Source organism: Roseovarius dicentrarchi (assembly GCF_003316635.1).
GTDB lineage: Bacteria > Pseudomonadota > Alphaproteobacteria > Rhodobacterales > Rhodobacteraceae > Roseovarius > Roseovarius dicentrarchi.
On sequence record NZ_QNQP01000005.1, the window covers coordinates 199,076 to 214,408 of the forward strand.

The window sequence follows — 15,333 nt, forward strand, 5'->3', positions numbered from 1 at the left end:
TTTAGTAACGGGTCGTCATCCGGTGGCCGGGGCGAAAGCAGAGCTTGACATAGGTGATCGCCTGCCCCTCCCACCATGTTGACCGCTCGATGGTGAACACCGGATCGCCCTCCTTGCTGGCCAGATAATCGGCCAGCTTGGCATCCGCCAGCCCGGCGGAAAAGCTGATTTCAGCGTCCGAGAACGGCACCGTCGCCACCAGCCATTCATTCGGGCCGGTTTGCGTAAAATCAGCGTCCTCTGCCTGCGGAAGCATCCCCAGATTGATCCAGCGGTCCTCGTGCTGATAGGGGTCGCCATCGGCGTAATGCATGCAGATCAGATGCAGAACCTTGCTGCCCGTCCCCAGATTCAGCCGCGCGCGCAGCCAGTCGGGGGCAGGCTCCACCGCCCGTCCGGCCAGGGAATACCGGTATTCGGCGCCCTTGTCCTCAATCTCGCGGCGGACCAGCGGAATGTCGAAACGCGCCTGCCTGATGGGGCTGGACCGCACGCGCGTTCCGGCCTTGCGGCGCCGCTCGATGATGCCGTCGTCAGCCAGCTCGCGCATGGCGCGGTTCACCGTGGCGCGGGCGCAGCCATAGATCGCGGCCAGCTCAATTTCGTTCGGGACCAGACTGCCGGGCGCCCAATCGCCTTTGGTGATCTTGGACATAATGTCAGATTTGACATCTTTATAGGTGGCTTTCATGGTCGCACCGTTATTAAGACTGTGTTTAAAGTCTTGTAGTCTATATTTAAATCCAAACCAAGGCTGCCGCTGTCCGGCAGTCGTTAGCATATCTAAACAATCATCCAGACTTTCTACCCTTGCAAAACTATACGCATCAGAGTGTGCTGGCCATAAGTCTAGACATATAACGCCAAACGTGGACAATAGTGGTATAAATGAACGCAATTCTCTCTATTATCCTGAAACGACTGATGGTTGGCGTCCTGACCCTGTTCATCGTGACGATCATCATCTTCGGCGCGGTCGAATTGCTGCCCGGCGACATCGCAACCGAGGTTCTGGGCCAGGCCGCCACCGAAGAGAGCCTGAACGCCTTTCGCGAAAAATATGATCTGAACCGCCCGCTGCACGAGCGGTATCTGTCATGGCTGGGCGGCGCGGTGACCGGCGATTTCGGCATTTCGCTGGCCAACCAGCGCCCCATTGGCGAGCTGATCGGCCAGCGCGCCGCGAACACGTTCTTTCTGGCCGGTTATGCCGCTGCCATCGCCGTGCCGATTGCCGTTGTCTCGGGCATGCTGGCCGCGCTTTACAACGGGTCGGTCTTTGACCGGATGCTGTCCAGCTCGACCCTGGCGGCGATTTCATTTCCCGAGTTTTTCATCGCCTACATCCTGATCCTGATCTTTTCGGTCGCTCTGGGCTGGTTTCCCAGCCTTGCGAATGTGGATGTCGGCGACGGGGTGGGCGAGCGGCTGTATCGCACGTTCCTGCCTGCGATGACGCTGACGCTGATCGTGCTGGCCTATATGATGCGGATGACGCGCGCGGCCATTCTGAACCTGCTGGCGCTGCCCTACATCGAGATGGCGCACCTCAAGGGGATGAAGCGGTGGCGCGTGATCGCGGTCCATGCGCTGCCCAACGCGCTGGCACCCATCATCAACGTGATCGCGCTGAACCTTGCCTATCTGATCGTCGGGGTGGTTCTGGTCGAGGTGGTGTTTGTCTATCCCGGCCTTGGCCAAATTCTGGTCGATGCGGTGTCGAACCGTGACGTGACCGTGGTACAGGCCGCCTGCCTGATCTTTGCGGCGACCTATATCATTCTGAATTTGCTGGCGGATATCCTGTCGATCATCGCCAACCCCCGCCTCATGCATCCCAGGTAGTGCCATGCAGAATTTTATGAACAACCTGCGCGACGCGCCCGTCTCCGCATGGATCGGCATTGCCATCGTCGTGATCTACGCGGTGCTGGCCATCGGCGCGCCGCTATTCGCGCCCTTCACCGAACGGGCATCGGTCGGCGTGCAGTACCATCCGTGGAGCGCGCCGCATTACCTGGGCACCGATGCGCTGGGGCGCGATGTGCTGTCGCGGCTGATCTACGGCGCGCGCAACACTGTCGGCATCGCGCTGCTGACCACGGCGCTGGCCTTCTTGCTGGGCGCAACCTTCGGCCTGCTGGCGGCGACGCTGGGCGGCTGGTTCGATGCGATCGCCGCGCGCGTGGTGGATGTGCTGATGGCGATCCCGCCGCTGATCTTTGCGCTGCTGATCCTGACCATCACCGGCACGTCGGTTCTGTCGCTGGTGCTGGTGATCGCGGTGCTGGACAGCACGCGGGTGTTCCGCCTGTCGCGCGCGGTGGCGCAGGGCATCCTGACCATGGATTATATCGAGGTGGCGCGCATGCGCGGCGAGGGCCTGCTGTGGCTGATCCGCAAGGAGGTGCTGCCGAACGCCGCCGCGCCGATGATCGCCGAATTTGGCCTGCGCTTTTGCTTTGTGTTCCTCTTCATCTCGGCGCTGTCCTTCCTCGGGCTGGGCATCCAGCCGCCCACCGCCGACTGGGGCGGAATGGTGCGCGAAAGCGCCAAGCTGATCGGGTTTGCCAATTTCTCATCTTGGCAGGCCGCCACATTCGGTCTGGCGCCGCTGCTGCCTGCGGGCGCGATCGCGCTGCTGACCATCGGTGTGAACCTGATCGTCGATTGGGTGCTGCACATGTCCTCGGGCCTCAAGGAGTAACGCATGACCGATCTTCTGCTGGACATGACCGATATCCGGATCGAAGGCCGATCCGAGCGGCGCTGGAAACCCATCATCAACGGTGTGAATCTGCGCCTGAACCGCGGCGAAATCCTGGGCCTGATCGGCGAATCGGGCGCCGGCAAATCGACACTGGGCCTTGCCGCGATGGGCTATACCAAGGGCGGCTGCCGCATCAGCGGCGGGTCGATCAAGTTCGACGGTCAGGAAATGGTCGGCGCGTCCCATAACACCCTGCGCAAGCTGCGCGGCGCGCGCATCGCCTATGTCGCGCAATCGGCGGCCGCAGCGTTCAATCCGGCCTACAAGCTGATCGACCAGTATTGCGAAGGCCCGGTCAAGCACGGCGTCATGGGCCGCGACGAAGCGCAGCGAGACGCGGTGGAACTGTATCGCAAGATCCGCCTGCCCAACCCCGATCAGATCGGCTTTCGCTATCCGCATCAGGTGTCGGGCGGGCAACTGCAACGCGCAATGACGGCAATGGCGATGTCCTGCCGCCCCGACCTGATCATCTTTGACGAGCCGACGACAGCGCTGGACGTCACCACCCAGATCGAGGTGCTGGCCGCGATCCGCGACATCGTGCGCGAATACAACACGGCGGCGATCTATATCACGCACGATCTGGCCGTGGTTGCCCAAATGGCCGACCGCATCAAGGTGCTGCTGCGCGGCGACGAGGTGGAAGAGGCCCCCGCCCGGCAAATGCTGTCCGATCCGCAAGAGGACTATACCAAATCCCTCTGGGCGGTGCGCGAATTTCGCCGCGAGGCGCCGCAGGCCCAGCCCGAAGGCACCGGCCCCTTGGTTGAGATCACCGATATCACAGCGGCCTACGGCCCGATCAAAGTACTGGACAAGATTGACCTGACCATCCCGCGCGGCAGCACCGTTGCCATCGTGGGCGAAAGCGGCTCGGGCAAATCCACGCTGGCGCGGGTGATCATGGGCCTGCTGCCCCCGTCCACGGGCCAGATCAAATTCGACGGCACCCCCCTGCCCAAATCGAGCAGGGAGCGCACGCCCGATCTGCAACGCCATGTGCAGATGATCCACCAGATGGCCGACACCGCCCTGAACCCCAAGCACCGCATCCGCGAGACGCTGGGCCGGCCGTTGGAGTTCTTTCTGGGCCTGAAGGGCAAGGCCAAGGAGGACCGCATTCGCGAGCTGTTGACCCTGATCGAGCTGAACCCCGATGAATTCATCGACCGCCTTCCGTCCGAGCTGTCGGGCGGGCAGAAACAGCGGATCTGCATCGCGCGCGCCTTGGCCGCCGAGCCGGAATTCATCATCTGCGACGAGGTGACATCGGCCCTTGATCAGCTGGTCGCCGAGGGTATCCTGCGCCTGCTGGACCGTTTGCAACGCGAAATGAACCTGACCTACATGTTCATCACCCACGATCTGGCCACGGTGCGGTCCATCGCGGACAAGGTTGTGGTGATGCAGCACGGCGTGATTGTCGAGCAGGGGACAAAGGACGAAATCTTCTCCCCGCCGCACAAGCCCTACACCGAATTGCTGCTGTCCTCGGTCCCGGAAATGGACCCCGATTGGCTGACCGACCTGCTGCAAGAGCGTGGCGATATTCTGGCTGCAAAGGACTGACCATGGCTTTGAACTTCGGAACCGTGTCCTCGGGCCTTGATCTGGAAACCACGGGCAAACGCGGCGGCAATTTCGGGCTGGCGCATTCGGACAACCGCTTTGCGTTTTCCACGATTCAATCGCCCCTGGGCGTGATCCGGGGCGGGGACGGGCCGACGGCGCTGGTCTGCGCGGGCAACCACGGTGACGAATACGAGGGGCAGATCATCGTGCGCCGCCTTTTCGAGATGCTGGAGCCAGACGATCTGGCCGGCCGGCTGATTTTGGCGCCCGCGCTGAACATGCCCGCCGTGCAGGCGATCAGCCGCACGTCGCCCTTGGATGGCGGCAACCTGAACCGGTCCTTTCCGGGGCAGGCCTATGGCGGGCCGACGCGCGAGATTGCAGGCTTCGTCGCCACGCAGCTGATGCCGCTGGCGGATGTTGCCGTCGATCTGCATTCGGGCGGCAGCGGCAGCGATTATCTGGATTGCGCCTATTTGTGCCTGTCCAATGACCCGGCGCGCAACGCCCAGACCCGCGATCTGGCGACCGTGATGGGGCTGGCGAACACCATGGTTGTGCCGCCCAGCGACACGCCCGGCGATTTCGACGGATCGGCGCACGCTGCCGGCTGCGCGATGATATCATGCGAGCTGGGCGGCGAGGGCAAGGTATCGCTGCGCGCGCTTGAGGCCGGCTGGCATGGCGTCCTGCGCATTCTGGCCCATAGCGGCGTCTTGAACGCCGCCGCCGCGCAGCGGCTGGGCGCGGACACCCCGCCGAAAACGCGGTTTCTGGATCTGGGTGCAGAGGCCGATACCATCACCGCGCAAAGCCATGGCCTGATCGAACCGATGGTTCAGATCGGCGCGCCGATCACGGCGGGCCAGCCTGTCGCGCGGCTGCGCAACCTGCATGATCTGGCCGCTGCGCCGGACACGCTGTTTGCTGCCAAGGACGGCATACTGGCCATCCTGCGTGCCGGCGCGATTGTCGCGCCCGGCGATCATTTCTGCGTCATCTGCCCCGAAATTTCCGACGCGAGGCTGGACGCGCTTTTGCAGCAAACAGGCCAGCCCTGAGGCGCTACGCAAAACGCGCGCAACCTTGAGCTGTTGCGCGCGTTTTACTTGGTCCAATGCGCCGGGTGGAACGCGAAGTCCTTTAGATATCCAGCACCACCGGCCCCTTGGGGCGCGCGCAGCAGATCAGAACCTGGCCCTGCTCCGGCGGGATCAGCGGGTCTTCGAAATACTCGACCTCGCCCGAAATCAGCCCGCATTTGCAGGTGTTGCAGATCCCCGCGCGGCAGCTGAATTCGGGATTCAGGCCGGCATCCTCGGCACATTCCAGCAGTGATGCGGCCGATCCGTCCCACTGCGCCGACCGGCCCGATTTGCGGAACGTCACACTGCCATCCTGCGCGGCCAGCGGCGCGGGCGCATCTTCTGGCACAACCTCGACGGCGGTTTCGCCCGAGGCCCACGCATCGGGATCGGTCAGGAACGTCAGCGCCTGAAGCGTGGGCGCCGCGCGCGATGCTGCCAGTTTGGGCGCAGGCGCTTCGGCGACAGCAGCATCCAGCGACGATGCCTTGCCAAAGAATTCATACGCGATCTGGCCCTTGGGCACGCCCAGATCCTGAAGCAGCCGGTACATCGCCGCCATGAAAGGCGTCGGGCCGCAGATATACGCCTCGTAATCGTCGATCGGCAGATGTTTTTGCAGGAACGCCTTGTCGATCATGCCTTCGGCGTCGAAATGGCCGGCCTTGCGATCCGCGTCGGTGGGGCTGCGATAGACAAACAGCGGTTTGACCCGGTCGCCCGCGCAGGCGCGCACTTCGTCGCGCAGGGCGTGGACCTGCCCGTTTTCGCAGGCGTGCAGGAAATACACGTCCCGCCCCGAGCCGGCGAGCGCATGCAGCATCGACACCAGCGGCGTCAGCCCGACACCGCCCGACAGCAGCAGCACGGGGCGGCGGCTGTCCTCGTCCAGAACGAAGGTGCCGCGCGGCGCGGCGACGTCGATCACGTCGCCCGCCCCGACCCGGTCATGCAGCCACGACGATCCGGCGCCATCGGGGTTGCCGTCAATGCCGGCCTCCCGCTTGACCGTGATGCGGTGGTGGCGCGTCTCGCGCGCGTCGCAGGATACTGAATAGGTTTTCAGCACCGGCGCGCCACCGCCCGGCAGGCGCAGGGTCAGGTATTGCCCCGGCTTGGCGTCCCAGACGGGCGCGCCGTCCTCGGGCACCAGATAGAACGAGGTGATGATATCGCTTTCGCGCACCTTGTCGGCAACGCGAAACTTGCGAAAGCCGCCCGCCATCCTATTGGCTCATCTTTGCGTCAACCATCGCCTCTTCTGCGATCATCGCCTCCAGCTGGCGACGGAATCGCAGCTGGCCCGCGTCGATATGCAGGTCGATATGCGGCGAGGTTTTGGTGTCCATGCCGATCTGAACCTCGTTCAGAACCGCGCGATCCTCTTCAAAGGCGCTGCGCACGTCTTCGCTCATTATCTTGGACAGCTCTTCGTCGTCGGGGCGGATGTTGCGCAGCTGGAACCAGTAATAGCGCGTTTCGGTTTCGGTGGTCGGCGTCATGAAGTTATAGCTGTCCATGACGAACGTTTTCTCATCCAGCGTCCCGTCAACGCCGCCAGTTCCGGCAGGCGTGAACACCGCCCGGATCAGCGCGTGGCTGGGATAGCGCACCTCGTAATGCTGAAGCCGGTCGCAGTTGCCCTCGAATTCGATGACCTTTTTGTAGAAGGGCGCCGGTTCGTGGTCCATCATCCAGCGATGCACGATCACGCCGGTATCGGTCTTGGTCACGCGCAGCGGCGTGTCCTTGGTCGCCGCGGCGGCAAAGGACGATTCGTGGACCCATGCCACATGCGTCGGATCCAGCAGGTTGTCGCACATCAGCAGATAGTTGCAGTTCAGCTCCATCGCCTTGCCGCGGTTGATACCCCATTCGGGATTGTCGAAATTGGGAATGTCGATGATATCCTCGGGGTCGGCGATGGCGGCGTTGCCCATCCAGATCCAGACCAGCCCGTATTTTTCATGCACCGGATAGGGGCGCACGCGCGCGGCCGATGGAATACGCCCGCCGCCCGGCGCCCAGACGCATTGCCCGGCGCAATCGAAGGTCAGGCCATGATAGCCGCATTCGACATTGTCATCCTTGATCCGGCCCTTGCTGAGGGGCAGTTTGCGGTGGGGGCAGGCATCCTCCATCGCGATGACTTCGCCCTCCGAGTTGCGGAACATGCAGATCTTTTCGCCCAGCACTTTGACCTGCTGCAATTCGCCTACGATCTCGTCGCTCCATGCGGCGACGTACCATGCATTTTTCAAGAACATCCGGCTTCCTAACTGACATTTCTGTTGGCTGAGTTTGGGGCATCATACGCGACTTTGCCCAGGAAAAAACGTTGTTTTACTTATCGACTGTTTAGATACGCTGGCCTAAAGGTTGCGCGCTTCGGTCAGGATCCAGTTCAGGAAATTGCGCGACACCTCGTTCTCCAGAAGCAGGGGCGCCCAGCAGATAAAGTAGGGCTCCGGCATCTTTACGGATTGCTCGGACAGCCGGACCAGCCGCCCCAGCTTGAGGTCCATCGATGCAAAGGACGCCTGCGCCAGCGCAACGCCCTGCCCCGCCGCCGCCGCCTCCAGCGCCAGGCTGGACAGCGAATGCACCGACACCGGTTTCGTGCGGAGCGGCGGCAAATCCTGCGCCGTCATCCAGTCGCCCAGCCGCGGCACACTGGCAAAGCCCGGCCCCCAGTCAATGTCGATCCACGGGACCGTGCCCAATGTGGCCGGGTCCGACGCCGCCGGGTTCCTGGCCAGAAAATCGGGCGAGCAGACGGGAAAGCAGACGTCGTGAAACAGCGCGCGCACATGCGGAAACGCCTCGGACGCGGCGCCATAGGTCAGGCGGAACATGTGGTTCAGAAACTGGGGATCAGGCTCTACATGCGTGGCCTCCAGACGGATTGACGCGGCGCCCTGCGCCGTCTCGAACCGGTGCAAACGCGGGTTCAGCCATTTCAGCAGCAGCGTGGGCAGGCCCGATATCTGCACATCCAGATCCGCCACATGCTGCGACAAAAGATGCTGCGCCTGATGCAGCTTGCCAAAGCCTGCCGATACCAGCTCGTGATAGGATCGCGCCGCCGGGGACAGGGACGCACGGCGCCCGTCCTTCATGATAAGCGGCATCTTCAACTGATTTTCCAGGATCTTGATCTGCTGGCTGATCGCGCCAGGCGTCACGCCCAGTTCCTTGGCCGCGGCGGTCACGGAGCCAAGGCGCCCGAAGCTTTCGAACGCCTGTAGCGCGCGCAGGGGTGGCAGGGTCAGTTGCATAGCTTGCCTATAATGTCTCTACAGGATGGCTTGATTTAGAGGCGCTAAAGAGTGTTACTGCAATTCTGATTTGTCACGCGTTAAGGTCGTCACTTATCATAATAACAATAGACATAATGGCAAGCGCACACAGCACTTCCAAGCGCGGCACAGAAAAACGGACCGCAGATCACAGGGGACTATTCATGGCATTTTCGACAAGCAGACGCAGCCTTTTGCTGGGCGCCAGCGCATTTGGCGGCGCGGCCCTTCTGGGCCTTTCCGGCCAGCCGCTGCGCGCGGCCACGCCCAGCGCGGGCGGCACGCTGCGCCTGGGTATTGGCAGCTTTGATTCCGGCGAAACGCTGGATCCGCAGGTGAACGAGACGAAGTTCATGCAGAACCTGCAATGGCAGATCCGCAACAACCTGATCGAGATCGGCGCCGGCGGCGTTCTGGTGCCCGAACTGGCAACATCGTGGGACTCCAATGACGATCTGACCGTCTGGACCTTCAAGCTGCGTCAGGGCGTGGAATTCCACAATGGCAAGCCGTTCGATGCCGATGACGTGGTGTTCTCGATCAACCTGCACCGGGGCGAGGATACGATCAGCCAGACCAAATCGCTGGTCGCGGTGATCAAGGATGTCGAGGCCACCGCGCCCGACGAGGTCAAGATTACCCTGAACGAGCCGAACGCAGGCTTCCCTCCCGTTCTGGCCCTGACCACGATGGTCATGGTGCCTGCGGGCGACATGAATTTCGATGCCGGTATCGGCACCGGCGCCTATATTCTGGAAACCTACGAGCCGGGCATCAAATCGGTCGTGCGCAAGAACCCCAACTACTGGAAAGAAGGGCGCGGACATTTCGATTCCATCGAAATGCTGGCGATCCGCGATGTGAACGCCCGCACCACCGCGCTGCAAACCGGCGAGATCGACGTGATGAACTCGGTCGATCCGACCACCGCCAATCTGATGGCGATCATGCCCGGCATTGATCTGGTCCAGACCCAGGGCAAGGTGCATTACTGCTTCAGCATGTTCACCACTGACCCGCTGTTTTCGGACGTGCGCGTGCGCAAGGCGATGAAGCTGGCGATCGACCGTCAGGATATGGTGGACAAGGTGCTGAACGGCTACGGCTCCATCGCCAATGACCAGCCGATTTCGCAGGCCTACCGCTATCACAACCCCGATCTGGAGCAGCACAGCTATGATCCCGATCAGGCGCGCGCCCTGCTGAAAGAGGCAGGCGCCGAGGGTCTGACAACCACGCTCCACGCGTCCAACACGCCCTTTACCGGTGCGGTGGATGCCGCCCAGCTGTTCAGCGAACACGCCGCGGCGGCGGGCGTGACCATCAATGTCGCGCGCGAGCCCGAAGACGGCTATTGGACCAATATCTGGGGCAAAAAGCCGTTCTTTGCCTCGCGCTGGTCGGGCCGCGCGAACGAGGATCTGATGCTGAGCCTTGCCTATTCCCGCGAATCGCTGGGCGGCTACAACGCCACCAACTGGGATAACGAGGCGTTCAACACCGCGCTGGTCGCCGCCCGCTCGGAGAAGGACGACGCCAAGCGGCGCGAGCTGTATTACGAATGCCAGGCGATCCTGTCAGCCGAGGGCGGCATGATCGCGCCCGTCTGGGCCGATTTCCTGGATGCCAAATCATCCAAGATCGGCATCCCCGACGAGGTGTCGGGCGACTGGGATCTGGACGGCAACCGCTGCGGCGAACGCTGGTGGTTCAACGCCTGAACCATGGCAAAATGAACACATGCAGGCCGCCCGATCAGGCGGCCTGCACTCACGTTAAACGTATAGAAACGATCCGATATGACAGACACCCTGCCCCGCCTTCTTGATGTTTTGCGCGCGCAATTTGCAGATCGGCTGATGACCTCGGACGCGGCGCGCGAACATCACGGCAGCGGCGAAAGCCACCTTGTCCCGCAATGGCCCGATGCCGTCGTCATGGTGCAATCCACTGCCGAGGTGTCGGATGTTCTGCGCGCCTGCAACGCGCATGGCGTGCCGGTCATCCCCTTCGGCGCCGGATCGTCGCTGGAGGGGCAGATCCACGCGCCGCATGGCGGGATCAGCATTGATATGTCCGGCATGGACGCGATCCTGTCAGTCCAGCCGGAGGATATGGATTGCACCGTGCAATGCGGCGTCACCCGGCAGGCGCTGAACGAACATCTGCGCGCAACGGGGCTGTTTTTCCCCGTCGATCTGGGCGCCCATGCATCGCTGGGCGGAATGGCGGCAACGCGGGCGTCCGGCACGACAACGGTGCGCTATGGGTCGATGCGCGATCTGGTGCTGGGGCTGACCGTGGTGATGCCGGACGGCGAGGTGATCCAAACAGGCGGGCGCGCGCGCAAATCGTCGGCGGGCTATGACCTGACCCGGCTGATGGTCGGCTCCGAAGGGACGCTGGGCATCATTACCGAGCTGACATTGCGCCTGTTCGGTATCCCCGAAGCATCGCAAACCGCGATGTGCAGCTTCGATTCGATCGAGGACGCGACGCAAACCGTGGTCATGGCCCTGCAATGCGGCCTCTGCCTGAACCGGATCGAACTGGCCGACAGCTTGCAAATGCAGGCGATCAACAGCTATTGCAAATCGGACCTGCCCGAGCTGCCGACGCTCTGGATCGAACTGACAGGCTCGGACGCTGCGGTGGCCAACGACATGGCCGCGCTCAGGGATCTGGCCGATACCGCGCGCCGGTTCGAACTGGCCAGCGATGCCGAAGCCGCCGCGCGGCTGTGGCGCATCCGTCACGATGCGCTCTATGCCTCGCGCGCCCTGCGGCCGGGGATCAAGGGCATCTCCACCGATGTTTGCGTGCCGGTGTCGCAACTGCCCGCCTGCATCAGCGCCATCCTGGAGGTGATCGCCGAAACCTCGATTCAGGCGCCCTTGGTCGGGCATGTGGGCGACGGCAATTTTCACCTCGTGCTGCTCTATGACCCCGCCGACGCGGGCGAGAAGGCCGAGGCGCAGAAAATCAACAAGGCGCTTGTCGAAATGGCCATCGCCATGGGCGGCACCTGCACCGGCGAACACGGCGTCGGGCTGGGCAAGAAGGCGTATTTGCCCGCCGAGCATGGCGCGGCGCTGGACGTCATGCGCCGCATCAAACGCGCGCTTGACCCCAACAACATCATGAACCCCGGCAAGATTTTCGATCTATAGCCTTAAGGATACACCATGCCCGCACCGCTCCCCCACGATTTGATCCGCCCCGAGGTCCGCGACCTGCCCGATTACAACGCCGGCATTGCGCTGGACCGGTTCAAGGCGACCTATGGCATTGATTGCATCGCCAAACTGGACAGCAACGAAAGCCCGCTTGGCCCCGCGCCGCAGGCGATCAAGGCGATGCAGGACGCCGCCGCCGGCGTCGCGCGCTACCCCGATGCCGCGAACACTGCCCTGCGCGCATCAATCGCCGGCGCGCTGGGGCAGAACGCGGATAACGTGATCATCGGCAACGGGTCCGAGGATCTGATTGGCGCGCTGTTCCGCGCCATCATCCGCGCCGGCGATCATGTCGTCACCATCTGCCCCAGCTTTGGCCTGCACGAATTCGGCGCGCTGACCTTTGGCGCGACCGTGACCAAGGTGCCGTTCAACGATGATTGGTCGTTCCCCGTGGACGGGCTGTGCGAGGCGCTGCGCAGCGCGCCCCGCATCCTGATATTCTCGTCCCCCAGCAACCCCGCAGGGCCTGCGATCACCGAAGCTGAATTTCGCACCATACTGGACCACTCAGACCGGCAAACGCTGATCTGCTTTGACGAGGCGTATGTCGAATTCATCGAAGCCTCCGAACGGTTCGACGCGCTTGGCCTGCTGGCCGCGACCAACCTGCCCTATATCGTGCTGCGCACATTCTCCAAGGCATATGGGCTGGCCGGGGCGCGCGCCGGATACGGCATTGCCAGCGATCCGGCGATGATCCGGGCGCTGATGAAAACCCGCAACCCGTTTGGCGTGAACGCCATGGCCGCCTGCGGCGCGATAGAGGCTTTGGCCGACACCGCCCATCTGGCGCGTGTCACCGATCTGGCCATGACCGAGCGGGCGCGCGTCAGCGCCGCGCTGACCGCCAAGGGATATGCCTGCGCACCGACACAGACCAATTTCGTATTCTTCGATACCGGCGGCCCGGCGGCGGAATTTGCGCAGGCACTGCGCGGCAAGGGCATCCTGATCAAGGGCTGGCAGGAGGCGCCGTTTGAAAACTGGGCGCGCGTCACCATGGCAACCCCTGCCGAGAATGACGCGTTTCTGGAGGCGGTGCCGGCCCGGCAGGGCTGAAACCCGCGACGCTGATGCTGACACGAAAAATAGCCGGCCCCGCATGGGACCGGCCATTTTCATATGCCATATCGCTGGCTGTTACGCGGCGGCCCCGGCGGGCGTTCCTGCGGCACGGTTGCGCAGCAGGATCAGCGCCACCAACGCACCGCCAAGCGCCATGGCAATCCACGAGGTCGAGATCAGCAGCAACCCCCCGACCGTCAGCCCCACCTTGTCCCAGCCGGTCATCGGCGCCCGGAAATGGCCGATATAGGCCGCCGACAGGGCGATGATGCAGACGATCCCGCTGATCAGCGCGGCCACGAATTCAACCCAAGTGAATTCGACAAACAGCAGGCTGGGCGCGTAGATGAACATGAACGGCACCAATGCCTTGCCCATCGACAGGCGGAACGCCGCGGTGCCGGTGCGCATCGGATCGGACCGCGCAAGGCCGGCGGCGGCATAGGCAGCCAGCGCCACGGGCGGCGTCACATCTGCCAGAACGCCAAAGTAGAACACAAAGAAGTGCGTGGCGATCAGCGGCACATCGAATTCCACCAAGGCGGGCGCGGCGATGGACGCAAGGATGATATAGGTCGGCGTCGTCGGGATACCGGCGCCCATAATGATGCAGGCAAGCGCCACGAACACGAGGCCGAAAAACAGCGCCATGCTTTTCTCATTCAGAAGGCCGGTGAAATCTATCGCCGTGATGAAGGCGGCCAGGTCATAGGCCAGCGTGACCACCGCGCCCGAAAATTTGAAGCCCAGCCCGGTCAGCGTGGTGATCCCCAGAAGGAAGCCTACACACGCACAGGCCGCGCCGATGGCCAGCGCGAATTTCGCGCCATCCTCGAAGCCGCGCACCAGACGCGGCGGCGTCAGCACAGTGTCCAGATCCATCGACGTATCGCCAAGGCCCCGCATCAGCAGCGGCACATACGAAAACACGATTGTCAGGATGATGCCCCAGAACGCGGCCAGAAACGGCGTGTATTGCATCAACAGCAGCACCACCATCACCGTCAGCGGAATGAACAGGTGCCATGATTTGGCCAGCACCGCCTTGAACTGCGGGATCTTGTCAGCGGACAGGCCCGACAGGCCCAGACGCTTGGCCTCCAGATGGACCATCAGCATGATGGCAAGATAGTGGAATGCCGCCGGAATGATCGCGATCAGGATAATCTCGTTATAAGGCACGCCCAGCATTTCGGTCATCACGAAGGCCGACGCACCCATGATCGGCGGCGTCACCTGCCCGCCGCAGGATGCCGACGCCTCGACCGCGCCGGCGAAACGGGGGGTGAAGCCCGATTTCTTCATCAGCGGAATGGTAAACGCGCCGGTGGTGACCGTGTTGGCGATGGGCGAGCCGGAGATCATGCCGAAAAAGCCCGAGGAGACCACCGAAACCTTGGCGCTGCCGCCCGATGCGCGGCCAGCGACGATGGTGGCAAGGTCGATAAAGAGCTGTCCCAGACCGCTCATCTGCGCCAGAATACCGAACAGAACGAAGTGGAACACATAGGTCGCAACCACGCCGACGGCGACGCCGTAGATGCCTTCGGTGCCGACATACAGATGGTTGATGATGCGCAGGATGTTATAGCCGCGATGGCCCATGATGCCGGGCATATACGGCCCCAGCATCGCATAAATGATGCAGAACACGCCGATAAATGCCAGCGTCGGCCCCATGGTGCGGCGCGTCGCCTCCAGCGTCATGATGATGGCGATCATGCCCATCATGTATTCCTGCGGCCGCGGCGAGCCGACATTGGTGATGAACACGTCGCGGAAGAACACCACCAGATAAAGCGAGAAACCCGCCCCCAGAATGGCAAACACCCAGTCGCGCAGCGCCACCTTGCTGCCCGGCAGGCCGCGCCCCTTGATCGGCAGCGTCAGCACCGTCAGCAGCAGCATCGCGGCGGCAAACACATAGGTCAGCGCGGTGGGCGGCAGGGCCAGCACCAGATCGTAGATGATATATAGGTAAAATGCCCCGAAAATGGCGCTGTCTATCCACAGGCGGCGCGTCGGTTCGGCGCGGCGGCGGGGGAACACCAGAAACACCAGCCCCATGACGAATGTCAGGTGAATGGTGCGGTGCGTCACCTCGTTCAGCAGGCCGAACCCGGCTGTGTAGACATGAAAGATCGACAGCGCCACGCAGGCGATTGTAACCAGCCGCGCAACCAGCCCCTTGAGATCCCGAAAATTCGATTCCGAGTCGTACTCGCGCACCATCGCTTCGATTTCGTCCGGCGTCAGTTCGCGGTCATCCGGGGCGGCGGTGTGCGTGTTGTCTTGCATGA

The 15,333-nt window shown here is 62.7% G+C and carries 12 protein-coding genes; 7 read left to right on the plus strand and 5 right to left on the minus strand.

Annotated features, from left to right (window positions below):
• Window position 1 precedes the first annotated feature (1 nt).
• Complete coding sequence (locus DQ230_RS05630; protein WP_113911510.1) at window positions 2-691, minus strand: UTRA domain-containing protein; 690 nt, start codon at window positions 689-691, stop codon at window positions 2-4.
• 197 nt (window positions 692-888) lie between these two features.
• Between DQ230_RS05630 and DQ230_RS05635 the strand changes: the two genes are divergently transcribed.
• Genes DQ230_RS05635 through DQ230_RS05650 form a run of 4 tightly spaced genes read left to right on the plus strand, consistent with a single transcriptional unit; the run spans window position 889 to window position 5,406 of the window.
• Window positions 889-1,845, plus strand: a complete 957-nt coding sequence (locus tag DQ230_RS05635; protein ID WP_113911511.1) for an ABC transporter permease — start codon at window positions 889-891, stop codon at window positions 1,843-1,845.
• Between the two features lie 4 nt (window positions 1,846-1,849).
• Entirely contained in the window at window positions 1,850-2,707 is an 858-nt protein-coding gene (locus DQ230_RS05640) for an ABC transporter permease (RefSeq protein ID WP_113911512.1), read from the plus strand.
• 3 nt (window positions 2,708-2,710) lie between these two features.
• Window positions 2,711-4,342: an ABC transporter ATP-binding protein gene (locus DQ230_RS05645; protein WP_113911513.1), complete on the plus strand. Its 1,632-nt coding sequence runs from the start codon at window positions 2,711-2,713 to the stop codon at window positions 4,340-4,342.
• 2 nt (window positions 4,343-4,344) lie between these two features.
• Window positions 4,345-5,406 (plus strand): succinylglutamate desuccinylase/aspartoacylase family protein, encoded by a 1,062-nt coding sequence (locus tag DQ230_RS05650; protein ID WP_113911514.1) that lies wholly within the window; start codon window positions 4,345-4,347, stop codon window positions 5,404-5,406.
• A gap of 82 nt (window positions 5,407-5,488) precedes the next feature.
• On the opposite strand, the gene DQ230_RS05655 is transcribed toward DQ230_RS05650, so the two are convergent.
• The 3 genes from DQ230_RS05655 to DQ230_RS05665 all read right to left on the minus strand — a co-directional run bounded on the left by DQ230_RS05655 (window position 5,489) and on the right by DQ230_RS05665 (window position 8,708).
• A complete protein-coding gene (locus tag DQ230_RS05655; protein WP_113911515.1) occupies window positions 5,489-6,655 on the minus strand; it encodes a 2Fe-2S iron-sulfur cluster-binding protein in 1,167 nt (388 codons plus the stop codon).
• Window position 6,656: 1 nt separating this feature from the next.
• Entirely contained in the window at window positions 6,657-7,697 is a 1,041-nt protein-coding gene (locus DQ230_RS05660) for an aromatic ring-hydroxylating dioxygenase subunit alpha (protein WP_113911516.1), read from the minus strand.
• A gap of 105 nt (window positions 7,698-7,802) precedes the next feature.
• Window positions 7,803-8,708, minus strand: a complete 906-nt coding sequence (locus DQ230_RS05665) for a LysR family transcriptional regulator (RefSeq protein ID WP_113911517.1) — start codon at window positions 8,706-8,708, stop codon at window positions 7,803-7,805.
• A 185-nt stretch (window positions 8,709-8,893) separates the two neighbouring features.
• Here DQ230_RS05665 and DQ230_RS05670 point away from each other — a divergent pair, with 185 nt between their 5' ends.
• The 3 genes from DQ230_RS05670 (at window position 8,894) to DQ230_RS05680 (ending at window position 13,027) form a co-directional block, all read left to right on the plus strand.
• The gene (locus DQ230_RS05670) at window positions 8,894-10,450 is read left to right on the plus strand and encodes an ABC transporter substrate-binding protein (protein WP_162497375.1); all 1,557 of its coding nucleotides are present in this window, start codon (window positions 8,894-8,896) and stop codon (window positions 10,448-10,450) included.
• A 78-nt stretch (window positions 10,451-10,528) separates the two neighbouring features.
• Window positions 10,529-11,899: an FAD-binding oxidoreductase gene (locus DQ230_RS05675; protein ID WP_113911519.1), complete on the plus strand. Its 1,371-nt coding sequence runs from the start codon at window positions 10,529-10,531 to the stop codon at window positions 11,897-11,899.
• A gap of 15 nt (window positions 11,900-11,914) precedes the next feature.
• Window positions 11,915-13,027 (plus strand): aminotransferase class I/II-fold pyridoxal phosphate-dependent enzyme, encoded by a 1,113-nt coding sequence (locus tag DQ230_RS05680; RefSeq protein ID WP_113911520.1) that lies wholly within the window; start codon window positions 11,915-11,917, stop codon window positions 13,025-13,027.
• An 81-nt stretch (window positions 13,028-13,108) separates the two neighbouring features.
• On the opposite strand, the gene DQ230_RS05685 is transcribed toward DQ230_RS05680, so the two are convergent.
• A complete protein-coding gene (locus DQ230_RS05685; protein ID WP_113911521.1) occupies window positions 13,109-15,331 on the minus strand; it encodes a TRAP transporter permease in 2,223 nt (740 codons plus the stop codon).
• Window positions 15,332-15,333: the final 2 nt, after the last annotated feature.

Coding starts and splice junctions, on each gene's coding strand:
- DQ230_RS05685 (WP_113911521.1), bottom strand. CDS start 15,331: ATGCAAGACAACACGCACACCGCCGCCCCGGATGACCGCGAACTGACG.
- DQ230_RS05640 (WP_113911512.1), top strand. CDS start 1,850: ATGCAGAATTTTATGAACAACCTGCGCGACGCGCCCGTCTCCGCATGG.
- DQ230_RS05675 (WP_113911519.1), top strand. CDS start 10,529: ATGACAGACACCCTGCCCCGCCTTCTTGATGTTTTGCGCGCGCAATTT.
- DQ230_RS05645 (WP_113911513.1), top strand. CDS start 2,711: ATGACCGATCTTCTGCTGGACATGACCGATATCCGGATCGAAGGCCGA.
- DQ230_RS05655 (WP_113911515.1), bottom strand. CDS start 6,655: ATGGCGGGCGGCTTTCGCAAGTTTCGCGTTGCCGACAAGGTGCGCGAA.
- DQ230_RS05665 (WP_113911517.1), bottom strand. CDS start 8,708: ATGCAACTGACCCTGCCACCCCTGCGCGCGCTACAGGCGTTCGAAAGC.
- DQ230_RS05630 (WP_113911510.1), bottom strand. CDS start 691: ATGAAAGCCACCTATAAAGATGTCAAATCTGACATTATGTCCAAGATC.
- DQ230_RS05635 (WP_113911511.1), top strand. CDS start 889: ATGAACGCAATTCTCTCTATTATCCTGAAACGACTGATGGTTGGCGTC.
- DQ230_RS05660 (WP_113911516.1), bottom strand. CDS start 7,697: ATGTTCTTGAAAAATGCATGGTACGTCGCCGCATGGAGCGACGAGATC.
- DQ230_RS05670 (WP_162497375.1), top strand. CDS start 8,894: ATGGCATTTTCGACAAGCAGACGCAGCCTTTTGCTGGGCGCCAGCGCA.
- DQ230_RS05650 (WP_113911514.1), top strand. CDS start 4,345: ATGGCTTTGAACTTCGGAACCGTGTCCTCGGGCCTTGATCTGGAAACC.
- DQ230_RS05680 (WP_113911520.1), top strand. CDS start 11,915: ATGCCCGCACCGCTCCCCCACGATTTGATCCGCCCCGAGGTCCGCGAC.